General features: G+C 67.8%; 26 protein-coding genes and 3 pseudogenes. 15 read left to right on the top strand and 14 right to left on the bottom strand.

The window, feature by feature from the left end:
• Positions 1–57: 57 nt before the first annotated feature.
• A complete protein-coding gene (locus NV348_RS30825) occupies positions 58–1521 on the top strand; it encodes an aminotransferase class I/II-fold pyridoxal phosphate-dependent enzyme (protein WP_447150003.1) in 1464 nt (487 codons plus the stop codon).
• Positions 1522–1540: 19 nt separating this feature from the next.
• Here NV348_RS30825 and NV348_RS30820 read toward each other — a convergent pair whose 3' ends face one another.
• Complete coding sequence (locus tag NV348_RS30820; RefSeq protein ID WP_447150002.1) at positions 1541–2356, bottom strand: ANTAR domain-containing protein; 816 nt, start codon at positions 2354–2356, stop codon at positions 1541–1543.
• The gene (locus NV348_RS30815) at positions 2353–3132 is read right to left on the bottom strand and encodes a GAF and ANTAR domain-containing protein (RefSeq protein WP_447150001.1); all 780 of its coding nucleotides are present in this window, start codon (positions 3130–3132) and stop codon (positions 2353–2355) included. Before NV348_RS30815 ends, NV348_RS30820 begins: the two co-directional genes overlap by 4 nt.
• 280 nt (positions 3133–3412) lie before the next feature.
• On the opposite strand from NV348_RS30815, the gene NV348_RS30810 reads away from it, so the two are divergent.
• Positions 3413–3679 carry a hypothetical protein gene (locus tag NV348_RS30810; protein ID WP_447151192.1) on the top strand — a complete coding sequence of 89 codons (267 nt, stop codon included), beginning with the start codon at positions 3413–3415 and terminating at the stop codon, positions 3677–3679.
• 35 nt (positions 3680–3714) lie between these two features.
• Here NV348_RS30810 and NV348_RS30805 read toward each other — a convergent pair whose 3' ends face one another.
• The gene (locus tag NV348_RS30805; protein WP_447150000.1) at positions 3715–5193 is read right to left on the bottom strand and encodes an FAD-dependent oxidoreductase; all 1479 of its coding nucleotides are present in this window, start codon (positions 5191–5193) and stop codon (positions 3715–3717) included.
• A 234-nt stretch (positions 5194–5427) separates the two neighbouring features.
• Between NV348_RS30805 and NV348_RS30800 the strand changes: the two genes are divergently transcribed.
• Positions 5428–5916, top strand: a complete 489-nt coding sequence (locus NV348_RS30800) for a DUF6328 family protein (protein ID WP_447149999.1) — start codon at positions 5428–5430, stop codon at positions 5914–5916.
• A gap of 5 nt (positions 5917–5921) precedes the next feature.
• Here NV348_RS30800 and NV348_RS30795 read toward each other — a convergent pair whose 3' ends face one another.
• Entirely contained in the window at positions 5922–6269 is a 348-nt protein-coding gene (locus NV348_RS30795; RefSeq protein ID WP_447149998.1) for a hypothetical protein, read from the bottom strand.
• Positions 6270–6483: 214 nt separating this feature from the next.
• On the opposite strand from NV348_RS30795, the gene NV348_RS30790 reads away from it, so the two are divergent.
• Positions 6484–6729, top strand: coding sequence for a CDGSH iron-sulfur domain-containing protein (locus NV348_RS30790; RefSeq protein ID WP_447149997.1), 246 nt, complete (start codon positions 6484–6486; stop codon positions 6727–6729).
• A 39-nt stretch (positions 6730–6768) separates the two neighbouring features.
• Positions 6769–7736: pseudogene (locus NV348_RS30785) on the top strand (iron-containing redox enzyme family protein).
• A gap of 250 nt (positions 7737–7986) precedes the next feature.
• Here the strand turns inward: NV348_RS30785 and NV348_RS30780 are convergent.
• The gene (locus NV348_RS30780) at positions 7987–8673 is read right to left on the bottom strand and encodes a PAS and ANTAR domain-containing protein (RefSeq protein WP_447149996.1); all 687 of its coding nucleotides are present in this window, start codon (positions 8671–8673) and stop codon (positions 7987–7989) included.
• 983 nt (positions 8674–9656) lie between these two features.
• On the opposite strand from NV348_RS30780, the gene NV348_RS30775 reads away from it, so the two are divergent.
• Together NV348_RS30775 and NV348_RS30770 are read left to right on the top strand one after the other, a co-directional pair.
• Positions 9657–10193, top strand: coding sequence for a hypothetical protein (locus NV348_RS30775; RefSeq protein WP_447149995.1), 537 nt, complete (start codon positions 9657–9659; stop codon positions 10191–10193).
• A gap of 20 nt (positions 10194–10213) precedes the next feature.
• Positions 10214–10420 (top strand): hypothetical protein, encoded by a 207-nt coding sequence (locus tag NV348_RS30770; RefSeq protein WP_447149994.1) that lies wholly within the window; start codon positions 10214–10216, stop codon positions 10418–10420.
• 444 nt (positions 10421–10864) lie between these two features.
• On the opposite strand, the gene NV348_RS30765 is transcribed toward NV348_RS30770, so the two are convergent.
• Positions 10865–11098, bottom strand: coding sequence for a metallothionein (locus NV348_RS30765; protein ID WP_447149993.1), 234 nt, complete (start codon positions 11096–11098; stop codon positions 10865–10867).
• A gap of 196 nt (positions 11099–11294) precedes the next feature.
• Between NV348_RS30765 and NV348_RS30760 the strand changes: the two genes are divergently transcribed.
• The gene (locus NV348_RS30760; protein WP_447149992.1) at positions 11295–11627 is read left to right on the top strand and encodes a hypothetical protein; all 333 of its coding nucleotides are present in this window, start codon (positions 11295–11297) and stop codon (positions 11625–11627) included.
• A gap of 37 nt (positions 11628–11664) precedes the next feature.
• Positions 11665–12003, top strand: a complete 339-nt coding sequence (locus NV348_RS30755) for a hypothetical protein (RefSeq protein ID WP_447149991.1) — start codon at positions 11665–11667, stop codon at positions 12001–12003.
• Positions 12004–12436: 433 nt separating this feature from the next.
• On the opposite strand, the gene NV348_RS30750 is transcribed toward NV348_RS30755, so the two are convergent.
• Positions 12437–12901: an STAS domain-containing protein gene (locus NV348_RS30750; RefSeq protein ID WP_447149990.1), complete on the bottom strand. Its 465-nt coding sequence runs from the start codon at positions 12899–12901 to the stop codon at positions 12437–12439.
• A gap of 457 nt (positions 12902–13358) precedes the next feature.
• Between NV348_RS30750 and NV348_RS30745 the strand changes: the two genes are divergently transcribed.
• Positions 13359–14033 carry a HemK2/MTQ2 family protein methyltransferase gene (locus NV348_RS30745; protein WP_447149989.1) on the top strand — a complete coding sequence of 225 codons (675 nt, stop codon included), beginning with the start codon at positions 13359–13361 and terminating at the stop codon, positions 14031–14033.
• A gap of 239 nt (positions 14034–14272) precedes the next feature.
• Entirely contained in the window at positions 14273–14725 is a 453-nt protein-coding gene (locus tag NV348_RS30740; RefSeq protein WP_447149988.1) for an SRPBCC family protein, read from the top strand.
• A 65-nt stretch (positions 14726–14790) separates the two neighbouring features.
• Here the strand turns inward: NV348_RS30740 and NV348_RS30735 are convergent, their stop codons facing one another.
• Together NV348_RS30735 and NV348_RS30730 are read right to left on the bottom strand one after the other, a co-directional pair.
• Entirely contained in the window at positions 14791–15021 is a 231-nt protein-coding gene (locus NV348_RS30735) for a DUF6480 family protein (RefSeq protein WP_447149987.1), read from the bottom strand.
• A 193-nt stretch (positions 15022–15214) separates the two neighbouring features.
• Positions 15215–15562, bottom strand: a pseudogene (locus NV348_RS30730) (DJ-1/PfpI family protein); the annotation flags it as partial.
• 70 nt (positions 15563–15632) lie between these two features.
• Between NV348_RS30730 and NV348_RS30725 the strand changes: the two are divergent.
• Positions 15633–16097, top strand: a complete 465-nt coding sequence (locus NV348_RS30725; RefSeq protein ID WP_447149986.1) for a CinA family protein — start codon at positions 15633–15635, stop codon at positions 16095–16097.
• Between the two features lie 87 nt (positions 16098–16184).
• Here the strand turns inward: NV348_RS30725 and NV348_RS30720 are convergent, their stop codons facing one another.
• From NV348_RS30720 to NV348_RS30705, 4 genes and pseudogenes are all read right to left on the bottom strand, one after another.
• Entirely contained in the window at positions 16185–16796 is a 612-nt protein-coding gene (locus NV348_RS30720; protein WP_447149985.1) for a UdgX family uracil-DNA binding protein, read from the bottom strand.
• 106 nt (positions 16797–16902) lie between these two features.
• Positions 16903–17354: pseudogene (locus tag NV348_RS30715) on the bottom strand (LLM class flavin-dependent oxidoreductase).
• Positions 17355–17376: 22 nt separating this feature from the next.
• Positions 17377–17697 carry a plasmid stabilization protein gene (locus NV348_RS30710; protein ID WP_447149984.1) on the bottom strand — a complete coding sequence of 107 codons (321 nt, stop codon included), beginning with the start codon at positions 17695–17697 and terminating at the stop codon, positions 17377–17379.
• A 126-nt stretch (positions 17698–17823) separates the two neighbouring features.
• On the bottom strand, positions 17824–18783 hold the full coding sequence (locus tag NV348_RS30705) for a phosphodiesterase (RefSeq protein WP_447149983.1): 960 nt from the start codon (positions 18781–18783) through the stop codon (positions 17824–17826).
• A 187-nt stretch (positions 18784–18970) separates the two neighbouring features.
• Between NV348_RS30705 and NV348_RS30700 the strand changes: the two genes are divergently transcribed.
• From NV348_RS30700 to NV348_RS30690, 3 genes are all read left to right on the top strand, one after another.
• Complete coding sequence (locus tag NV348_RS30700; RefSeq protein ID WP_447149982.1) at positions 18971–19969, top strand: NADP-dependent oxidoreductase; 999 nt, start codon at positions 18971–18973, stop codon at positions 19967–19969.
• Positions 19970–19994: 25 nt separating this feature from the next.
• Complete coding sequence (locus NV348_RS30695; protein WP_447149981.1) at positions 19995–20849, top strand: alpha/beta fold hydrolase; 855 nt, start codon at positions 19995–19997, stop codon at positions 20847–20849.
• Between the two features lie 111 nt (positions 20850–20960).
• Entirely contained in the window at positions 20961–21602 is a 642-nt protein-coding gene (locus tag NV348_RS30690) for a TetR/AcrR family transcriptional regulator (RefSeq protein WP_447149980.1), read from the top strand.
• On the opposite strand, the gene NV348_RS30685 is transcribed toward NV348_RS30690, so the two are convergent.
• Positions 21596–21892: a hypothetical protein gene (locus NV348_RS30685; RefSeq protein ID WP_447149979.1), complete on the bottom strand. Its 297-nt coding sequence runs from the start codon at positions 21890–21892 to the stop codon at positions 21596–21598. The two genes, NV348_RS30690 and NV348_RS30685, sit on opposite strands and share 7 nt — an antisense overlap.
• Positions 21893–21932 lie beyond the last annotated feature (40 nt).

Genomic DNA, 21932 nt, shown 5'->3' with positions numbered 1-21932 from the left:
AACCGCCGTTACCCCACGCTCCCAGCCAGGGGGCCGAACACCTAGGAGGCCGGCCCCATGGACCACACCACCGCCCCGCTGCTCGCCGCGGTCGCCGAGTACCACAATCTCGGCCGTTACGGATTCACCCCGCCCGCGCACCGGCAGGGCCGGGGCGTGGACGACCGGGTGCGAGCCGCGCTCGGCGCCGACGCTTTCCGCAGCGACATCCTCGCCTCCCCTGGGCTCGACGACCGGCTCGCGCGCGGCAGTCTCCTGGCCGACGCCGAGGAACTCATGGCCGACGCGGTCGGCGCCGACGCGACGTTCTTCTCCACCTGCGACAGCTCCCTGTCGGTCAAAGCAGCGATGATGGCGGTCGCCGGCGGCCATGACGGTGGTCTGTTGGTGGCCCGAGACAGCCACAAATCCATTGTCGCCGGACTGATCTTCTCCGGGGTACGCCCACGCTGGATCGCCCCACGATGGGATGCCGACCGCCATTTCTCGCACCCGCCGTCACCGGAGCAGGTCGAGCAAGCCTGGCGCGAACATCCCGACGCCGCGGGCGCATTGATCGTCAGCCCCAGCCCCTATGGGACCTGTGCCGACATCCGCGGTATCGCCCAGGTGTGTCACGCACGCGGCAAACCGCTGATCGTCGACGAAGCGTGGGGCGCCCACCTGCCCTTTCACCCCGATCTGCCCACCTGGGCGATGGACGTCGGTGCCGACGTCTGCGTGGTGAGCGTGCACAAGATGGGGATGGGATTCGAGCAGGGTTCGGTATTCCATCTGCAGGGCGATCTCGTCGACCCGGTGCGATTGCGCAGCTGCGCCGACTTGTTGATGACCACCAGTCCCAATGTCTTGATCTACGCCGCGCTCGATGGCTGGCGCAGGCAGATGGTCGAGTTCGGCCACACGCTGCTCGACGAGGCGTTGAGTTCGGCGCGGCGGGTGCGCGCCGAACTCGCCGGGATCAATCAGTTCACGGTCATGCACGACGAACTCCTCGGTGTCGAGGCCTCCCACGATCTGGATCTGCTCCAGGTCCTCGTGGATGTCTCCGAGACCGGTGCCGGCGGCTACGAGGCCGCGGACTGGCTGCGCGAGCATCGCAACCTCGATCTGGGCCTGAGCGATCACCGGCGGGTACTGGCAACCATCTCCCAGTCGGACAACACGACGATGGTCGACGCGCTCATCGACGGCCTCGCGCTGTGGCGCGCCGGGCTCGATCATCCGACCCCACCGCGGATTCGGTTGCCCTCCCCCGAAGAACTTCAGCTCGAGACCGTGCTGCTGCCGCGCGACGCGTTCTTCGCGCCGGCCGAGTCCGTCCCCGCCGAGCATGCGGTGGGCCGGATCGCGGCCGAGCAGCTCACGCCCTATCCGCCGGGTATTCCCGCGGTCGTGCCGGGCGAGCGGATCGGTTCGGCGGTCGTGGACTACCTCCGTAGCGGGGTCGCGGCCGGCATGAACGTGCCCGACGCCGCCGACCGGCAGGTGCGCAGCATCCGTGTCGTCCGCACGAGCTGACCGCGGCTGCCGCCGTGGTTCAGGGTGTCGCCTTGTCCCTTTTCGCCGTGTCGGGAGATCCGCCGATGTGCCGGGGCGGGAGCAGATCGGCGGGAAAATGCAGTGCGGGCGCGGTGCCGAGGTCGGCGGGGTAGGACTTCTGGGCGGCCACGATCGACCTGGCGTGTGCCGTCGCCGTGGTCCGATGGGCGCGGGCCAGCCGGCGCAGCTGGGCACGCGCGGCGTCGAGATCGAGGTCGAAGTATTCGGCGAGGATACCGACCGCGGTCGCGACCACCGCCGTCCCGTCGAGCACCGCGGCGACGGTGTCGGCGGTGGTGATGGCCCTGCCGTGTTCGGTACCCATGGACAATGCGATCGCGGTCAAGTCGGCCAGGATCTGCCCGAAGTCGTTGGGCCGGATTCCCCACGGTTCGTCGGCGTGGATCACCACCGATCCCAGCGGAACGCTCATGGCCTTGATCGGGAACGCACGCATCGACCGCAGGCCCGCCGCGCGGGCCCGCCGCCGGTAGTTCGGCCAGCGGTTCTCGGTGATGTCCTCAGCGTCGAGGTCGGCGATCATCGCGACCGCGCCGTCGCGGGCGCTCGCCAGGCCGGGACCGCTGATGTGCAGGCTCGGGTCGGCGACGGCGTCCTCGCGCGTCGACTCCGCCACGATCTGGACGCCGGTCCCGTCCGTGCGGCTGTCGGTCAGGACCACCGCCGCCGAGACCACGCCGAAGCATCGCCGGGCATGCTCGGCGACGGCATGCAACAGGGTGGGCACGTCGAAATCGGTGGCCAGGGTCGCGGTCAGATCCGCGATCGCGAGCCGGGTCTGCGCGGTATTCATCGTCCCTGCCCTTCGCGGGAGTCACGCTGGTCGCGCAGCGACAGTCTGCGGGCCACGATATCGGCGGCAACCGCGCCGATCGACCGTTCGTTCGCGTAACTATACGCACGCAGTCGTGCCAGTCCCTCTTCTGCCGAGACGGCCAATTGGACCGCGACCATCCCGGCTGCGTTGAAGATCACGGCTCGGGAGAACTCGTCACTCATCGTGTCGATGCCCGCGCCGGCAAGCGTCACCTCCGCCGCGTCGGCCGCGGCCAACCGGGTCAGATCGGTGCCGATCATGTGGCCGATGGCCGCCGCGCACGCGACACCGGATTCCTGCTCGACCCGGCCCAGCGAACCGCCCGTTCCGCGGTACAGCTCCAGCACACCGACTGTCGACCCACCGCTGGACACCGGGAACGCGAACAGTGCGCGCACGGCCAGCGCCATCACCTCGACGGTGAACACCGGCCATTGCGCGGTCGCGGGTGGTGCGGCCAGGTCCGGCCAGAGCTGGCCCTCGCCACGGATGTAGGCATCGATACACGGCCCCTCGCCGATCACGAATTGGAGTTCGTCGAGGTGCTGGGCGGTGGCATCGGTGGCATAGACGATTTCGCGGGCTTGGGAGGTTCGGCTGAGCAGTGCGACCGCCGCGCCGTCGACACCCGTGAGCCGGACCGCCGCCGAACAGATCGCACCGATCCCACCGAACAGCGAACCGTCGCCGCCGGTGTCGCGCCGGTCGGTGTCATGTGGTTCGCCGTGCCGATCCCGGAATGCGTCCTCCACCGAACCCTCCGATCTCCTGACCTCCACGCTACCGCGCGGCACTCCTGGGGCCGCGCGTCCGCGCTCGGGTGAAGGCAAGCGCCTGTTTAGAAGACGGCCGGCGAGGTACCGCGACGGTGTGGCCGCCGGTCGGCCGCGTAAGCGGATCAAGCATTCGTCGGAGGAGGAATCCATGGTTTCCCGGGACATCATCGCTCAGTGGCGTCAGGACATCACGACCGCCGACAACGCCGGTGACGAAGCCGCCGCACAGCGACTGCACGGCGAACTGTCGGCGGCGCTGGCTCGGTCCACGACCGTCGAATCCGGCCGGCATACCGGGACCAAGGACAAGGACTACAACCTCGTCTGGTTCGTCGAAACCTCGCTCGACAACGCCCTGCGAATGGAGCAGTACGCCCACGACGCCGAACGGGCGGGCGACAACGACGTGGCCGAGTTCTTCCGCCGAGCGCAACACGAGAGCCGCAAGGGCGCCGAACGGGCGAAGGTTCTGCTGGAACGCCGGTTGATCGGCGACACCGCCAACACTCGGTATCTCGGCTGACACCCGGGTGCGGCCACGCGCCCACCGGTGACAACTCAGCGTGGCAGGGGTGTGGTCGCCGGGCCCTCCAGCACGGCGCCGTCGGGACCGAAGCGGGAGCCGTGTAACGGGCAGTCCCAGGTCTTTTCGGCGTCGTTCCAGTTCACGATGCCGCGCAAGTGCGGGCACACCGCCGACACGGCGTGGGTCTCACCATCGACTGTGCACACCGCGGTCGGCTGTAGGCCGCGGCGTTCGACTCGGCCCTCGCCCTCGCCGGGTGCGGCCCCGTCGGCGGCAGCCGTCGAGCGCAGCCACCCGGTCGTCAGGTGACCCACGACCGCCGCATTGGCCTGTACACCGGCGCACAACGACTTCACCGGGCCGGTACGCCAGCCCTCGTAGACGTGTGCCCACCCGGGTCGCCGCCCGTTCACCCTGCCGGACAGTGCGAGCGCGGCGGCGACACCGTTGGTCATGCCCCACTTGGCGAAACCACTCGCGCAGAGCACGTTCTCGGCGCCAGGCCGCACCGTACCGACAGTGGGCAGTTCGGTGATCGGGTGGTAGTCCTGAGCCGACCAGCGCTCGAGCAGGCTGGCGCCGGGAAACCAGCGATTCGCCCAATCCAGCAGTTGGGCAACATGGTCGGCTTCGGAAGCAGCGCGGCCGACATCGTGGCCGTTGCCGCCGACCAGCAGTACCTCGCCATTGTTCGTCGGGCACCAACGCATCGAACGGATCGGCCGCCCCGCACTGATGAACATTTCCTGGGCCACCGGTCCGGGCACCTCGAACGCGGCCAGGTAGGACCGCTGGGCCACCAGCTGTCCGGCGAGTCCGCCACGGTCGAAGATGGGCGACCCGGTGGCCACGATCGCGTACTTCGCCGATACCTCGCCATGGTCGGTGGTGACGACGACGCCGCCGCGGCGCCGCTGAAGTCGTTGTGCACGAGTCGATTCGAAGATCTGGCTGCCGTGCGACTCGATGTCGGCGGCCAGTGCGGCAAGCACCGCGACCGGGTCCACCTGCGCCTGTTCCGCCAGCCGCACCCCGCCGTGGACGGGAAAGGGCGCTGCGAGGTCATCGATCAGCCGGGTGGGCAAGCCGACCGCGCGGGTGGCCTCGTACTCGGCGCGCACCGCGGCGTTTTCGGCCGCATGCTGTGCGTAGGTGATCGCGGGGACACGCGGAGCAGCGATCTCGTGCTCGGCACAGAACTCGAGCAACCAGTCGAAACCGGCCTGATTGGCGGTCACGTACCGCGCCAGCACCTCGACCCCGTGCCGCTCCGCGATCGTCTGGGCCCTGGTCCCCTGCAACAGCGAGACCTTCGCGGTGGAGGCGCCCGTCGTGACGGCACCGATCTGACGCGCCTCGAGCACCGCGACCGCACGGCCCTGCTCGGCAAGGAGCAGGGCCGTGGTCAGACCGACGATACCGGCGCCGATGACGACCGTGTCGACGTCGATGTCATCGGTGAGAGGCAGTCGGGAAGGCATCTGCGCATCGGTGAACCAGAAGGATGTCATGGTGATCGCGTACCCCGGCACACCGAACGAAACGGCCGAATCGCCTTCGGCACCCGGTTCACACCGCGGGTGAGGCCGCCTCCTCGACCCGGTCCACCGCACTGCCGTGCGGTGGCGCGCCCGGCTCGCGTCGGCGACGAGGAACTGGGCAAAACCTGCGATTACGCTCGGATCGACCGGGTATTGCGCCCTGAGAGGTACGCACGCGGGACCAGGATGACAGGAGGAACACCGATGGACGACTCTTCCTGGAATCTCGATGTCCGTGGCGAGACCGACACGCAACGACTGGACCGCAACTGGGCATCGTTGCTGCAGGAATTGCGCGTCGTGCAAACCGGCGTCCAGCTCCTGACCGGCTTTCTGATCGTCTTGCCGTTCCAGCCACGATTCGAATCGACCAGCACTTCGATTCAGGTGCTGTACCTGGTCGTCCTCACGGCGTCGATCGGTGCGACCGCCATGTTGATCGCCCCGGTCGCAGCTCATCGAATACTGTTCCGGCGCCATCAGCTCGGGTGGCTGGTGTCCACATCGCATCGCCTCGCGCTCGGCGGCCTCACGCTGCTCGGTGTCGCGCTGGTCGGTGTATCGGTTCTGCTCTTCGATGTCGTGGCGGGGCCGGTCGCGGGCGTGGCGGCAGGCGTGGTCTTCGGCGCGGTGTTCATCGGAACGTGGTTCGTCCGGCCCTGGCTCGAGCGCGGCCGATCGGCGCGCCGATGATTCCGTCAGCCCGCGATCGACGATGCCCCGATTCCGCCATAGGCCGTCATGAGGAGGAAAAGGAACCAGCCGGCACCCTGCCAGACCTGCCAGTTCAGGCCACGACGCCACTGCCCGATGGTGCGCACGAACGCACCGACACCGCCGAGCAGCAGGATCGTCATGGGTCCCGCGAGTATCGCCGCTTGCGCGGTACCGTCGCAGAACGTGGTCGCGGCGGCTGCGCACTCGTTCCGCCGGTCCGCCCACACGGCGGCGACCGCGCAGAACAGCGCCGCGAGCGTAATGACCGCCGCCGCGTAGCGCATGGCCTGCTTGCCTGGCCGGTCGTCCATCGTGCGCTTGTCGCCCATTGTCATCACCTCATCTCGCGGTTTGCCCGGAGAACCGGCCACAAACAAGAACATCAGGTGTGTGCACGCCGGACCCGGTTGGGAACGACGAAAACGGCTATCGCTCGAAGGAGCGAACATGGACCCGGATCTGCGGTGTGCGCGCGCAGCCTCACCGCGATCGTCCACGGTGGATCGTATCCGGGCAGAGACAACAAGGAGTGGGTGGTGATCCGTGTCGACCGAACATTGTCTGCCGTCATCGCAGACCGCCGCTGAGCCGCGGCGGGTTGTGCTCGTCGAGGGCGGCCCCGCGCTCATCGACGGGCCCGTCGACCTCGTGACAACCGACGGGAGGGTCGTGCACTGCGACCGATTCCGGGTCGCGTTGTGCCTGTGCCACCGCTCCTCGATATACCCGCTCTGCGATACGAGCCATCGACGCAGGCATCGCGGCGAGCGACCGGACCGAACGCGATGACCGCCGCACTCGCACCGCGACGCCCACTGCCGCGCCCCCGTGGTGAGATGTCCGCCGGGATCGTCGAATTACTCACGCGCCCACCGGGTTCCACACCGCCCACGGCCGGGCGACCTGGATCCCTACGACGACGACTCGGCGCTGGCCCTGCACACCTGCTACGAACTGCATTACCAGGGGTTCGCCGACGTCGATCCCCGGTGGGAATGGGATCCTGGGCTACTGGGGCTGCGCGGCTGTCTGGAACAGCAATTGCTCGCGGCACTGCGCGCCGATGTCGACGGCGGTGACGACGTCGACGCCGAGCTCGATCGACTGCTAGAACCGACACGTGACGACGAAGGCATCGCCGGATTCCTCGCCGAGCGCGGCACGGCGGATCACCTGCGCGAATACTTCGTCCACCGCTCGATCTACCACCACATCGAGGCCGACCCGTATGCCTGGGTGATCCCGCGACTGCGCGGGCAAGCGAAGGCGGCGCTGGTCGCGGTCGAATTCGACGAGTTCGGCGGTGGCCGGGGCGAGCGGGTGCACGCGCGGCTGTTCGCCGACCTGCTCGCCGGCGCGGTCTCGACCCGCGCTACCTGCACTATCTCGATATCGTCCCTGCCCCGATGGTGGTCCTGGTCGACATGATGTCGCTGTTCGGCCTGCACCGTGACCTGCGCGCGGCGTCTGTCGGGCATTTCGCGACCACCGAGATCACCTCGTCGCCGGCGTCGCGGCGGCTCGCCGACATCACCCGGTCCCTGCTCCCCCATCCCGCGTGTGTCCGTTTCTACACCGAGCATGTGGAGGCCGACGCGGTACACGAACAGGTGATGCGCCGCGAGGTGATCGCCGATCTGCTGCGTGCCGAGCCGGACGAGGCACGACAGGTCGTGTTCGGGATACAGGCCACGAATCTGCTGGAACACCGCTTCACCGAGCATGTACTCGGAGACTGGAACGCGAACCGAACCTCCCTGCTGAGCCCTCTGGAGCAGGAAAAGAGCACGGTTTGACGAGCACCGGGGCGGGCATCACCGAATTGTGGAGTCGGCCGATCGGATGCATACGGGGCGCCGACGTCCACACATTTCGGTAGCCGGTGTCGACACCGCACACCGCGGGAGCGAGCCGAACCGGCGCACAGAAATCGGCGACCAGCTACTGGCGCGACTGCCCGAGTGGGGAGTCGAGCAAGTCATCGGGGCGGAATACGCCATATACGACCTCGCCCAGCAGAGCCACGTGTGAGTTGAGCGCGCGGGGCTACCCGAGCGGATCGGCTTCGGGCTGCTGGTGCACGGTGAGCAGCACATGGTCCAACCGGGTCCGCAGCTTCACCTCGTCGCCGGAAACGGACGGCAGCTCGGCCACCACACGTTCGGCGATGATCCGCAGCTTGACGTTGGTCTCCTGCGAGCGCCAGCGCAGGACACGGAAGGCCTGGTCGGCGTTGATGCCATAGGCCAGCATCAACGCGCCCTTCGCCTGTTCGATGACAACACGAGCCTCCAGCAGGCGGGGCAGCGTGTTGTCGATGATCTCGCGCCGGTACTCGTTCGCGGTTTCCGAGACGTCGATGTAGTAGCCCTCGGTCCCGATCACCGCACCGGACTCGTCGAGCATCAGATCCGACACCACGAGCACCTCGTGCACCCGTCCGTGGGTATCGATGATGCGGTGTCGGCTGGAGAATGCCGCACCGTCCTCGACCGAGGTGATCATCGCCTCGACGCGGCCACGGTCCTCGGGGTGCTTATGCGATAACAGCAGCTCGGTCGTGGGCACGGTCCCTGGCGGGTAGCCGTGCATCTGCGCGACTTCGTCGGACCACTCCCACTGATGCATATCGAACCGGTACCGGAACCGACCGACGACGAGGGGATCCCCCACTCCCACCACTCGCTCGACGCGAGCACGCTCGGTCTCGGTAGTCTCCGCTCGATCGGTCATACCTGGATTATCCACCGCACCGATCGACCGGCAGGTCACCATTGGCCGACACAATCAGTCGGGCGGTCCACCGGCGACAGGCGATCCGAGACCAACGATGTCGTCGCGCCGCCGCGGACGCCACGTCGGAATGGACCCGGAATCGCTGGGCGGCCCAGGCCGGCCGCGCGCAGCTGCGGAGACGGCTGGTCATACTCTCCTGTGTCCGCGCTCCTCGGAGCAAAACACTGGATATTTCGCGTAGATGCCGAGAACATCGAGCGGGTCGAGTCGAAAGTCGATGATCTGCGGACCTTTCTGGTCCCGCCGGATCACCAGGAGGAGGTGCCCGGCGACTGACGCGTCCTCGGATCGCCGTCGATTTCGGTACTGCGCAACGCTTCGGCGACCGCCTCTAGCCGCCACTGCGCGCGCGGAGACAGCCCGGCCGCGCATCGGCACAGCCTGCGCAGACCCGGATCCGCCAGCGCGAGAACGAGACGGTGGTCGTGCAGAACCGCAGGCGCACCGGGTTCGCCGTCAACGCCTTTCGCCGATCCGGCGAGGTATCGAGGTGGGTTCGGAAACTGCACTGGTGCCTCCTCGGGATGTCCCGCCCACCGCGCTCGACCAACCGCTCGGGAGTACGCCGCCGCGTGGACGCGTTCTGATTTCCCGACGAGTTCCCCGCGTCGGTGCTGTCAAACAGGGCTGTTGCCCCGAGCCGAGGACGAACTGGATCTCGTCCGATTCGGGTGGGCGCAGCCGGGTAAGCGCCCCCTGTGACCGATAAGACCATTCGACAAATCGCGGAAAGGCGCGGGCCATTCGCGGTCGTGTACATGGATGCGTCACACGACTCCGAGGATGCCACGCAACAATGGGAACAGCGGCGACAGTCCATCAGCACTCGTCTGCGAGCGGCCGGGGCAGATGCGGACATGATCGCGCTGTTCGATCAGGCTATGGCCGAAGGTCCGCCTGCCCGGGGCCGGTGCGGGCGGGTGCTGATCATCGATGGCAGCGCGGTGCACCTCGACGAGTACCTGCCGGAACCGCCCGCTCAGGAAGTAGTGCGGGTCTCCCCGCTGCCGTATCTGGTGCCGCTGCTGCGTGACCACGTGGAGTTGGTGCCGCCTGGCGAGCACGACGCCGCTGTCCGTGAGGTCGTGGCAGCAGCCGCTCGTCACGATATCGAGAGGGTGCGCGACACCGTCACCGCCGAGATCGCCCGTGCCGAAGGGTTCGCTGTGTCCGGATTGGTCGCGACCGCGGAGGCGCTGCGCATGGCCAGGGTCGATCGGTTGCTGATCGACCCGGACCGGCTCGGCGACCGCACCGTCCTGGTCGGTGCCGATCGGGCCCAGGTCAGCGTCGCCCTCGACGCACCCGCCGGCTGGACCGGCAGCACCGCGCCTCGTCAGACCTGCCGCGCCGACGAAGCTCTCCCGGTGGCGGCCATCCTGACCGGCGCCGAGGTCATCGTCTCCGGCGGAGTGCCGTCCGAAGACGGTGTCGCCGCCCTGGTCCGGCACCGCTGACATCGAGAAAGGAGGCAGCCATGACGATCGAACGGGGCAACACCAAACATGGTCCCGCCCGCGACGACGAGCTCGCACACGAGCTGGACGAAACCATCAAGGGCACCCTGCCCGGCACGGCCGAGGAATGGCGGGACGCGGAACCACCCGATGCCTCGGCGACCGGCAACGGACCGGGCCCCGAGACAAACCGGGTACAGCCGGGCGACCACCAGGCGAGGAGGTGAGATGTCGTGTGTATGGAGATGATGCGGATGCTCCGCGATATGTGGAACATGATGTTCCCGAGCATGCCGATGTGACAGTGCCGCTCCAGGACGTCGAAGCGGACGTTCGTGCCCTTCGTCGTCGAGAACGCCGCGCACCCGCGGCTGCCGTCGGTGCGCGGCGTCGATAACCACCACTTCCAGGAGCTGATCATGACACCGATCGAAGCCACCCAGCCTCCGCCGCCAGCGCCCTTCCCGCCCGGACCCGCCCCGGACCCGCCCCCGCCGGGGCCCTCCGACCCGATCCCATCGCGGCCCGAGCCGGGTGAGCCGATACCCCCGATTCCCACGCCGCAACCCCCGCTGCCAGATCCCTCGGCGGGGCGTCAGCCGCCCACAAGATCGCATCTCCAGGCCGAGGAGGCCCTGGAGCCGAGCGACACGTAGCGGATCGGCCGTTCTTTACGCGCTGTCGACCAATGCGTCGTGGCCCGCCGTCCTGGCGCAGTTCGCGCAGCAATACACGGCGCCCGCGGTTTCCAGTCCATGGCCGAGGACGCGGCACCCACAGTGCGCACAGCTGGGCGCGATTTTCGACGCAGCGCATTCGATACTGTCGAACGCCCAGCTCTCGCCGTCGCGGCTGACAGTGAACGCATGGTCGTAGTCATTGCCGCAGGTATCGCAGATTGCCATGATGATCCTCTCTCGTCGGGTTACATCGCAGCGATACCCGGTCCGCCGAGTCCGAATCGACAGTCAGGGCCACACTCGACAGTGCCCGATCCTCCATGGCTGGAATGTCCTTTCCGCGCGTCGCGCACCGCCGATTGATCCTCGATCCACGGGGTATGGCCCGCACATACCCAGTCCCACTCGAAGGGAGTTGTCGATGGCTTATCCGAATCCGCGCCCAGGTTCCGTGCCGGAGCGCGCCGACCGTGCCGACGGTGAATTCCCCGATCACGCCCGCACGACCCGCAGCCACGCAGGCGAGGGTCTCGCAGACGGTTACAACTTTCCCGGAATCGTCCTGTCCGCGTTGGGCGTCATCGCGCTCGGCCTGTGCTTGACCGCCACCGGGTATGGGTTCACCGGATGGGCGGTCATCGGCGCCGTCGCGGCCGTGGTACTCCTCGGCGCGGGAGCTACCTGGCTCCTGGTCGAGCATCGGCGCATCAAAGCCAAGGAGGGGCTGGGGCTCACCGAACCCCGGGGACATTGACAACCCGCGACGGCCGGCAGACGTGAGAGGAGACGCCATGGCGAACACCCGGACCGGACCGCCCAGCATCCAGCACACCCGATCCGTGCCCGAGCTGAAGGACAAGGTGCACGAGACGACCGAGGCGGCCAAGCGACGGATCACCGACGCGAAGTTCCAGACCCTGCACACCGCGGACCAGACGCGGGACAAGGCAGAACAGGCAATCGACAAGGCCGAGCAGTCCGCCGCGAGGATCGAATCCTCGATTCCGCCACCGGTTGCCGCACAGGGCAGGCGAGCCGCCGATGTCGCCCGACGGCCCGTGATACCGGTGGCAGTCGCGGCGGTGGCCGGGATCGCGGTCTGGCTGTTCCTACGGCGCCGCCGGTCCTGACGACCACCACAGACCGCCGCCGGGAACGGGATGGACACCCTCCCGACCGGCCGGCGAGCGGTTGCCGGGGCCAGCGCGTCCTCTCCGGGCGCTGTCCCAGACCACGGTCCCGGCAACCGCTGTCCACAGCGTCAGCGTGCCTCGAAACGAACCACACCGTGCGGACTGATCATGTTGGTCGTTTCACCGCCGATGCCGTCGATCACGCCACGGATCTACTGCTGGGCCTGTCGGAACCGTCGCGGGATGCTCTCCGACCGCTGTGGCGGCGGGAAACGGGTGCGATGACGTGCTCACCCATGACCTGGTCCCACCACGATTGCAGCGGGCTGGGATCGGGCCAGGACACGACGAGGTCGTCCTCAGGTGCTGGTGGACGATCGAGCGGGTGCGACATGACGGTTCTCGATTGCAGCGGGAAGCCCGGCGGGCTTCAGGAACGGATAGACGGGGTCGGGGCGAACCACGGCCGTCGTCGTCGTGATCGTCCCTCGGTTGGTCCGCGCTGAGGGCGTGCGCTGATCGCAGGAAGGCAGGGTGGATCGGTCTTGGTCGCGGCCAGCGCTTCACCGCGGTCGGCGTAGACCGGCAGCCACTCGGCCAGGCCGGTAACCGCTACGACGCGCCCGGCGACCGCGTAGGGTCGCGCGTCGACCACGCTGATCTCCACGAGACGTCGATGCGCGAAGTGGGTGAGTTCGGCCATCGCCAGAATCGCGCGCAGCGATGGGAACTCGACGCCGCTGAGGTCCACGATCAGATGCTTGCCACCGTCGATCGCGGTCACGCTGATCGCCGACTCCAGCAGCCGCCGCCAACGGGTGAGTGTGTGGGCGTCGATGGTGCCGCGCACGGCCAAGATGGTGGTGTGCCCGCGCAGTTCGGTGTCGGCGCTCAAACGTTGACGCGCCCGCGGTGACTCCGCGGGTATCGAATTCAACCAGGGATGTGAATGGCGGGTGGAGTTCATCGAGTACTCGATTCCTCGGCACCGGCAGACCTGCTACCGCCCCGGTTCGCTCCTGTGACGCTCAAGATCGACCGGTAGCACCCATTTCAGCACAATCTTCTCGAGCCCGCATCGACGATGCGACAAGTGGGACTGTTTGTGTAGGTGAGACGTGGTGTGACGGTTTCTTGACCGAAACAGATCCCGGTTTCGGGGTAGCCGAGCCCGGCCGTCGAATCGAGGTCCCACGACGTCGCTGCACGAGCAAGTCGCGGTCCGGCACGCGCATCGCCATCGGCTCGGCGACACGCTGATTGCGTGCTCGCGGTGGGGGCATTCGGTCGGCAGAACCACTTCGTTCAACCCCGAGGAGAACCGAGATGACAATCATCCACAGGACGCTCGAATGCGCCTGATCCGAGTACCAGGGGTCTACCGTCCGCGCGCCGACAGCTGGCTGCTGTGCCGCGCACTGGGTGACCTGCCGAGCATTCGCGGGGCCCGCGTGCTCGACGCGTGCGCGGGCACCGGGGTAGTGACCGTGGCCGCCGCGGCGGCGGGCGCGCGCAGCCTCACCGCCGTCGATCTGTCGCTGCCCGCGCTGATCTCGACGTGGCTGAACTGCCGACTGCGGGGTATCGCGGTCGACCTGCGTCACGGCGACTTCAGTGTCGCCTCACGCTTGCCGCGATTCGACGTCGTGCTGGCAAACCCGCCGTATGTCCCGGCGGCAGACACCAGCGCACACGGCGCCGCCCTGGCCTGGGACGCCGGCCCCGACGGCCGCAGCGTGCTCGACCGCCTCTGCTCGACATTGCCCGATCTGCTCACCGAACGCGGGGTCGGGTTGATCGTGCACTCGGCGATCAGCAACCCGGACCGGAGTCTCTCGCAGCTGCGCGCCCGCGGCGCCGACGCCCAGGTGGTCCTCGCCGGTCAGGTGCCGTTCGGCCCGGTCATGCGTGCCCGTGCCGCGTGGCTGAGGGACAGCGGCTACATCGCGCCCGGACAGGACATCGAGGAGGTGGTGGTGATCCGTGTCGACCGAACATCGTCTGCCATCGTCGGGGACCGCAGCTGAGCGACAGGGAACGTTCAGCATGCCGATCGACCCGGTCCGGCTCGCGATCCGCGCCGATAAGTCCGCACAGTGAACACGCACATCCGAATGACACGGGCAGACCAGCGATGTTCGGCGAGATCGGCCTCGCCGCGATCGTGGGCAACGAGGATGCCGCGCACCTGGCGAACCTGCTACCTGCGCAGAAATATCCGGCCGGCTGACACCCGGCCCACCACAACCGAGTAAAGGAGAGACCAATGGTCCAGGTGACGCGCGTGATACCGGTTTCGGACGAGGCGGTGTTCGCCGTGCTCGCCGACGGCTGGTCGTATGCGAGCTGGGTTGTCGGCGCCTCGCACATCCGGCAGGTAGACGAAGACTGGCCGCGGGTGGGCGCACGCATTCACCACAGTGTCGGCCCGTGGCCGCTGACCATCCAGGACACCACCAGCGTTCGCGCCATCGATCCACCGCACAGTATCGAACTCGACGCGAGGATGTGGCCGCTCGGCGCGGCCGTCATCCGGCTCGAGCTGCGTTCCACCGGGCCCTCTTCGTGCGAGATCGCGATGCACGAACGAGCGACCCGTGGTCCCGGTCGGCTCGTCCCACCGCGCATCCAGGCACTGCTGCTCGCCCCACGCAACCGGGAATCACTGGCGCGACTCGCTGACCTCGCGCTCGGCGCCCGCCCGACCCCGCAGGGCTAGGTCGATCATCCGTTGGATAGTGAGGTCGGACGACGACCTCACGAAGCCGGGCAGTTCGGCCCGCACTACAACACGAGCAACAACACGGCGATCGCCGCCACGACGAACACGGCCACGATCACACCGGTCACCAGCATCGCCGCCACGCCCGTCGGTGGGAACCGACGTCGGGTACGAGGCTCGGGAGCCGATAGTCCCGAGGTCTGTGCCGTCTCCGGCGGCGTCGACCCCGGCGGCACTCCGCCACCCGGTTCCAGATCGGGAATGCGCGCGGGGTCGGGATCCATCGAAGTCATGTCACTACCTGCTCTCGCCGGATCGAGGTCGTCCCTGCCGCTCGAAGCGGCCACATCCACGCCGTACCCCGTTCCGCGATGCTCAATCCGAGGCCGCCATCGGCTCGTCATGGTCCCGAGACGCAACAGGAGTCGATCTCGCCGACATCGGCATCGACCGGAAGGTGGTAGCCGGCGAGGTCGGCATGGATGGTCAGTGCTTGCCCTCGGCGAATTCCTCGACGATCTTGGCGCAGAAGGCCGGCAGATCGGACGGGTTGCGGCTCGACACGAGGCCGTTGTCGACGACCACTTCCGTGTCGACAACGGTGCCGCCCGCATTGCGGATGTCGGTGCGCACGCTGGGATACGCGGTGAGGGTGCGGCCGCGCACCGCGTCGGCCTCGACGAGGGTCCATGGGCCGTGGCAGATCACGCCGATCGGTTTGCCGGTGGCCACGAATTCCTTCACGAAGCCGACCGCGGACGGATCCTGGCGCAGTCTGTCGGGATCGGTGGTGCCGCCGGGCAGCAGCAGCGCGTCATAGTCGTCGGGACTCACTGGCGTGTCGCGCCGTCGGAACTAGGCTGGCGATCGGACCGACATCCCGACCCGACTGGCGAAGGAGACCATGATCGCGATCGCAGACCAGCTCGCTGATCTGGCCGAACGAAATGGGCTGACGGTAGCCGTCGCCGAATCGTTGACCGCGGGCAAGGTCGCCGCCGCGCTGGGCGCCGCACCGAATTCCGCCGTGTGGTTCCGCGGCGGCATCGTCGCCTATTCCACCGAGGTCAAACAGCGCGTACTCCACGTTCCCGATGTTCCGGTGGTCTCCGAAACCGCCGCAACGGCCATGGCCGAGGGCGTCCGGGCCCTGATGGACGCCGATATCGCTGTCGCCACCACCGGCGTCGGCGGCCCGGGACCACAGGACGGGGAACCCGCCGGATCGGTGTGGTTCTGCGTTGTCTCGCGCAGTGACGTGCGGACAAGCCATCGGCAACTCGACGGCGATCCGCCGGAGGTTCTCGATCAAACGGTGCGGTTCGCGGTCGAACTGGTGCTGTCGATGGCGAAAACGATCGCACAATGACTCGCCTGGATGAACGTCGGCGGTGAAACGCGGCGGCGTGCCGATGGCTCGGTGCTCGCTTCGCACACCTGATCCGCCGCGGCCCTTTCACCGGATCTCGAACACCTTCGCCAGGTCGTCGACGAATTCGGGGTAGGACCGTGTGCGGTCGGTCGCCCGCAGCACCGCGGACGGATGAACAGTCACGCCCACCCGGAAGTGGTCGAGGTGCACGGTGTGCCCGCGCAGTGCGGTGACCTCGGCGTGCGGGCCGAGGACCGCGCGGGTGGCGATCGCGCCGAGGCAGACCACCAGGTCGGGGGCGACCAGGTCGAGTTCGGTGATCAGCCAGGGGGCGCACGCGACGATTTCGGCGCGACGGGGTTGCTGATGGATGCGTCGTTTGCCGCGCTGTTCGAAGCGGAAGTGTTTGACCGCGTTGGTGAGATACAGCGCGGAACGGTCGACGCCGAGGTCGTCGAGTGCGCGGTCGAGCAGGCGGCCGGCCGGACCGACGAAGGGGTGGCCGTCGAGGTCCTCGTCGTTGCCGGGTTGCTCGCCGACCAGGACCGTGCTCGCGTGCGACGCGCCCTCCCCGAAGACGGTCTGCGTGGCGTCGCGATAGAGGTCGCAGCCATGACACCGGTCCGCCGCGGCGCGAACCGCGTCCAGGTCATCGGTGTCCGGAATGTACTCGGCGGCACCGGGATAGGCCGTCATGGCGCCACCGTCTCGGGCCGGCAGTCCTTCGCCGCGACGACGAAGGTGTCGCCGGTGCGTTCACGCCACCCGGACGTGCGGACTCGCATCACCGTCCCTGCCTCTCTCAGACCTCCGCGCGCAGCAGATCGTTCAGCTCACCGTGGAAGAAATCGAGGAACGCGTCCATGTCGGGTCCGGCGTTCATCAGCACCACCCGGTCATAGCCAGCCTCGACCGCCTCGCGCACCGCGTCGACCCAGTGTTTCGGATCGCTGCCGCACACCATGGCGTCGAGCATGTCCTCCACGCGCACAGTGGTCGTGGCGGCGGCGAAGTTCGCCGGATTGGGCAGCTCGCTCAGCACCTGCTCGTTGAGCCGTTCTCCCGACCCGATACCGAGGGTGAACCGCCCGTCGGAGAGCAGCGCGGTCGTCGCTGCGGCCTGGGCGATGATCGCGGGGTGATAGCGGATCATCGGGCAGGTCACTCCGGTAGCCAGGCTTCGGCCCGAACCGCCTGGCGCACCAGTTCGTTCGGGTCGAAGGCCTCGGCCGCCAGTTTGAATCCGATCTGCATGGCGAGCCCTTTCGCAGCGGGGTCAGGCGCGACCGAGCGCGTGGGCCAGTTCCCGCTTGTTCATCTTCGAGCGGCCGTCGATATTGCGGCGGCGGGCTTCCTCGTAGAGCTGATCGCGGGTCTTCTCGCTCCCCTGGGGCTGCTGCCCACCGCGCTTCTGGGACGAACCCGAGGAAGACTTGCTGCCCGATCCCTTCGTCTCCCCGTGCCGGGACCGCGTCTTGTTGACCGTGGCCGCGGCGATCTCCTCGGCACGCTTCTCACTACGCCCCCGGTCGCGCTCGGACTTCTTGATGTCCTTGTACTGCCGTTCGCGTTTCGCACTCCACGTTTGCTGCGGCATGACACACCTCCTGGGTTCGGGACGACTTTCCGTTTGCCGCCTACCCGGCGATCTGCCCGGCAAACCGGGAAACCGCCGGCGGATCGATATCATCGGATCGTCCCCGCCGCCGACACCACGTTCCGCTCAGGTCCGGGGCTGTGACCCCTCGTCGTCGCGGCCGCGCCGACTTCCGAGGTAGGCGCTCTCGCGGAGCCGGTTGACCACGTCCGGGACCAGCGCCACCTCGGCGGGATGGTTGAGGACCGGATCGAAGAAATCGGTGCGGTGCTCACCCGGTTCGGCTCGGCGCAGATCCAGCTCACCGATGGTCTCGGCGGGACCGCCGAGACCATCGGCGGTGAGGGTGTAGCGAATCACCTGGTCGTCGACGTAGTCACCGATTGCCTGCAGGGATGCCGTGTTCGGTAGCGCCTCTGCGTCGAGTGGCTCGGCGAACAGCCACGCCGGTGCCGCGTCGGCGAATCGGTACGGCAGCAGCGAGCCGAAACAGGCGGTGGACCAGCTGCGCGCCGGAGTGAACACGAATCGGCCGAGGGTGCCGCGGCCGGTGGTCGCCAACGCGAAGTCCCACGGGTGATCGTCGCGGTCGAGCACCCGAAACGCCAACCCGAGGACATCGGGCACCCCGACCGGACTGCCGAATCCCTTCGACAGTCGCGCGATGACCGCCCGATCGCCCGCACCGAACCATGGCTCGTACTTCCGCGCGGGCCGAAATCGCCCGGCGAGGCGGATTCCCCGCGGATGAAAGACCCGCGCGTGCCGCACGCTCGCCGCCGTACGAAAGACCGCCGCGACGACGGCGTTCGGGAGGTCGGCGAGCCCGCCTGTGCCGATCAGCGGCGCTGCCGTGCGATCATCGCCGTCGGGTACGGCCCCACGAGACTGCGGGGCAGCAGGGTCGGGGAACGCGCGTTTGCTGTAGTCGGATCGGATGTCGGTCTCGGCGTCGTCGCCGGAGAGCGGTTCCGGTTCTCGCCAGTCCTCGACCCGGCCCGTGCCTCTGAGGGCCTTGTCCAGTTCGTCGGCCAGCTCCTCGTCGTGAGCGGGCCCATGCTTGGTGTTTCCTCGTTCGATATCCAATTCGACCTCCTCGTATGGCCGTCGGCGACGCCGCCGCGAACAGCGGCACCACCTCGCGCATACCCGATGCCGCGCTGCCGAACCGATCGCCGAGAGTCTGTCCCGAACAGTTGACAAGTAGAATGAGTGCACTCATTATTGAGTTAACTCATTTATTGCCCGACTCCGACCAGGCGAGGTAGACACCATGCGAGCGTTCGTCATCAATCGGTACAACGGGCCGGTGCAAGAAGCGGATGTCCCCGAGCCTGTCGTCGGCGATCATGACGTGCTCGTAGCGGTCGAGGCCGCCGGGCTGAACGTCCTCGACGAGAAGATCCGGGCAGGCGAGTTCAAGCGGATCCTGCCGTACGAACTGCCACAGATCCTCGGCAACGACCTCGCGGGCACAGTCATCGGCGTCGGCGCCGAAGTGCGTGATTTCGCCCCCGGCGAGCAGGTGTACGCCCGTCCGGACAAGAACCGGATCGGCACCTTCGCCGAGCGCATCGCGATCGCCGAGACCGATCTGGCCCCCAAGCCGACATCGATCAGCGTCGAGGAAGCCGCCGCACTCCCGCTGGTGGCCCTCACCGCGTGGCAGGCTCTCGTCGAGCGAGGAAACCTGCAGGCGGGGCAACGGGTCCTCATCCACGCCGGAGCGGGCGGAGTCGGGTCGATCGCGATCCAGCTCGCCAAACACCTCGGCGCCACGGTCGCCACCACGGTCAGCACGGTCAACGTCGAGTTCGTGCGCGAGCTCGGGGCCGACGTCGTCATCGACTACCGCGGTCAAGATTTCGAGCAGCTACTCGACGGATACGACCTGGTGCTGGACAGCGTCGGCGGCAAGAACCTCGAGAAGTCGCTGCGCGTACTGCGCCCCGGCGGCACGGCGATCGGGATCGCCGGTCCGCCCGACCCCGCATTCGCCCGCGAACTCGGCGCCAATCTCGTTCTGCGCCTGGCCATTGCCGCTCTCAGCAGCGGAATCCGCCGCCAGGCCACACGGCTCGGCGTGCGGTACGAGTTCCTCTTCATGCGGGCCGACGGTGCCCAGCTTCGCCGTATCGCCGCCCTCGTCGACGACGGGGCCCTGCGCCCGGTCGTCGGCCGGGTCTTCGATTTCGACCAGACCCCGCAGGCACTCCAGTCGCTCAACGACCCCGGGACCCGCGGTAAGTCCGTCCTCAGAATGCCCGGCTGATCGAACAAGGAAGCAGGACAACAGCATGAGCACGCACAGGGAAGTCATCACCTACTACCAGGACGCGCCCACCCACACCGTCGACGCAGGCGGAGTCACCTACGCCTACCGAGAACTGGGACCACGAGGCGGCATCCCCGTCGTCTTCTTCATCCATCTCGCCGCGACGCTGGACAACTGGGATCCCCGGATCATCGACCCCATCGCCAAGGGGCGTCACGTGATCGCGTTCGACAATCGTGGAGTCGGGGCGTCCACGGGCACGGTGCCCGACAGCGTCGAGGCGATGGCCGACGATGCCTACGCCTTCATCACCGCACTCGGGTTCGGCAAGATCGACGTCTTCTCCTTCTCTCTCGGCGGCTTCGTCGCCCAGGCCCTCGTGCTGAAGCACCCCGAGCTCGTCCGCAAACTCGTCCTCACCGGCACCGGGCCCCGGGGCGGCAAGGACATCGACAAGGTCGCCGGCACCACATACCGGGACATGCTGCGCGCGGCGCTGACTCGGTCCGACCCCAAGGAGTTCCTGTTCTTCAACCGCGACGCCACCGGTAAGTCGGCCGCGCGCGCATTCGTCGCGCGCCTCGCCGAGCGCACCGTCGACCGCGACGCACCCATCAGGGTCACGGCCTTCCGGACGCAACTGAAGGCGATCAAGAAGTGGGGACGCTCCTCCCCCGACGATCTCTCCGCGATCACCCACTCCACGCTGATCGCCAACGGCGACAACGACCGCATGGTGCCCTCGATCCTGTCCGAGGACCTGCACCGGCGCATCGCCGACAGCGAGCTGATCATCTACCCCGACGCCGGCCACGGCGGGATCTTCCCGTTCCACGAGAAGTTCGCCCCCGTCGCGGTCGAGTTCCTCGCCCGCTGAACACCGCACCGACCGACGCACCGGCACTGCGCGACAACGGGGTCGGTGTCACCGGCACGCGAGAACAGTGCCAGAATATCGAGCCACACCAGTAGCGAAGGACTCGGACCCGTGCCCTCTGTTCCCCGACCAGCCGGACGGCGCGAGCGGAACAAGCAGCAGAAGCTCGACCGGATCACCGCCGCCGCCCGGGAGCTCTTCGCCGAGCGCGGCGTCGACGAAGTCACCACCCAGGAGATCGCCGACAGGGCCGACATCGGCGCGGGCACCCTGTTCCTCTACGTCAAGAACAAGGGCGAACTCCTGCTGCTCGTGCAGAACGCCACCTACACCGAGGCGATCGCACGCGGCACGTCGGCGGCCGAGCACCTTCCCGACATCCTCGACGCGGTGATGGCCATCGTCGGCAGCATCGTGGAGTGCAACCGCAAACAAGTCGACAACGGACGAACTTACCTGCGCGAGATCGTCTTCGGCGATTCCGGGGAACCCCACCATCACGACGCGCTCGTCCTGACCCTGCAAACCGAAGCGGCGATCGCCCACGTGCTCCAGCGGGACCAGCGCACCAGCCCCGCCGACGCCGCGACACTCGCGCACATCGTCTCCGCGATCATGTTCGTCACCATGGCGGCGACGATCAACATCACCCACCCGATAGATGAGATCGTCCAGCAGATCAGCGACCAGATCCGGGTGCTGCTCGACCGCGGTGACCGCGGCGTGGCCGCCCTCCGCGGGCGCGATCAGTAACGGGTTGGGCTACAAGGGTTGGCTGATCCCGCACCGACGGCGAGGTCGCACACGCCTCCGGTGATCATCTGGATCGGCGTGATCCCCATCAGCACGATGATCCCGATGAGATCACCCCGCTGAGCGAGCTCGACCGCGGATTGCGCCGCCCTGGACGCAGAGTCGATGACCGCCGAGCCGGTCCCTGCATCGGCGACCGAACCGGTGGGCTGAGCTGTCGCGTTCGGCGCGACGCCGAGAACGGCCGCTGACGTGAGCGCGGCACTGGCGAGGAAGATCGTTGGACGCATGCTGCGCCTCCTTGGTGGTGGGATCGAAACAGCGGGATTC

The sequence above is a fragment of the Nocardia fodinahabitans genome, assembly GCF_052983615.1.
This window is presented reverse-complemented; position numbering and strand designations above follow the sequence as displayed.

Excerpts from the sequence above, each read along its gene's own strand:
- NV348_RS30745 (WP_447149989.1), top strand. The coding sequence starts at position 13,359 with ATGCGCCTGATCCGAGTACCAGGGGTCTACCGTCCGCGCGCCGACAGC.
- NV348_RS30780 (WP_447149996.1), bottom strand. The coding sequence starts at position 8,673 with ATGACCGATCGAGCGGAGACTACCGAGACCGAGCGTGCTCGCGTCGAG.
- NV348_RS30760 (WP_447149992.1), top strand. The coding sequence starts at position 11,295 with ATGGCTTATCCGAATCCGCGCCCAGGTTCCGTGCCGGAGCGCGCCGAC.
- NV348_RS30725 (WP_447149986.1), top strand. The coding sequence starts at position 15,633 with ATGATCGCGATCGCAGACCAGCTCGCTGATCTGGCCGAACGAAATGGG.
- NV348_RS30685 (WP_447149979.1), bottom strand. The coding sequence starts at position 21,892 with ATGCGTCCAACGATCTTCCTCGCCAGTGCCGCGCTCACGTCAGCGGCC.
- NV348_RS30800 (WP_447149999.1), top strand. The coding sequence starts at position 5,428 with ATGGACGACTCTTCCTGGAATCTCGATGTCCGTGGCGAGACCGACACG.
- NV348_RS30795 (WP_447149998.1), bottom strand. The coding sequence starts at position 6,269 with ATGGGCGACAAGCGCACGATGGACGACCGGCCAGGCAAGCAGGCCATG.
- NV348_RS30735 (WP_447149987.1), bottom strand. The coding sequence starts at position 15,021 with ATGACTTCGATGGATCCCGACCCCGCGCGCATTCCCGATCTGGAACCG.
- NV348_RS30695 (WP_447149981.1), top strand. The coding sequence starts at position 19,995 with ATGAGCACGCACAGGGAAGTCATCACCTACTACCAGGACGCGCCCACC.
- NV348_RS30755 (WP_447149991.1), top strand. The coding sequence starts at position 11,665 with ATGGCGAACACCCGGACCGGACCGCCCAGCATCCAGCACACCCGATCC.
- NV348_RS30710 (WP_447149984.1), bottom strand. The coding sequence starts at position 17,697 with ATGCCGCAGCAAACGTGGAGTGCGAAACGCGAACGGCAGTACAAGGAC.
- NV348_RS30770 (WP_447149994.1), top strand. The coding sequence starts at position 10,214 with ATGACGATCGAACGGGGCAACACCAAACATGGTCCCGCCCGCGACGAC.
- NV348_RS30700 (WP_447149982.1), top strand. The coding sequence starts at position 18,971 with ATGCGAGCGTTCGTCATCAATCGGTACAACGGGCCGGTGCAAGAAGCG.
- NV348_RS30820 (WP_447150002.1), bottom strand. The coding sequence starts at position 2,356 with ATGAATACCGCGCAGACCCGGCTCGCGATCGCGGATCTGACCGCGACC.
- NV348_RS30805 (WP_447150000.1), bottom strand. The coding sequence starts at position 5,193 with ATGACATCCTTCTGGTTCACCGATGCGCAGATGCCTTCCCGACTGCCT.
- NV348_RS30825 (WP_447150003.1), top strand. The coding sequence starts at position 58 with ATGGACCACACCACCGCCCCGCTGCTCGCCGCGGTCGCCGAGTACCAC.
- NV348_RS30765 (WP_447149993.1), bottom strand. The coding sequence starts at position 11,098 with ATGGCAATCTGCGATACCTGCGGCAATGACTACGACCATGCGTTCACT.
- NV348_RS30740 (WP_447149988.1), top strand. The coding sequence starts at position 14,273 with ATGGTCCAGGTGACGCGCGTGATACCGGTTTCGGACGAGGCGGTGTTC.
- NV348_RS30720 (WP_447149985.1), bottom strand. The coding sequence starts at position 16,796 with ATGACGGCCTATCCCGGTGCCGCCGAGTACATTCCGGACACCGATGAC.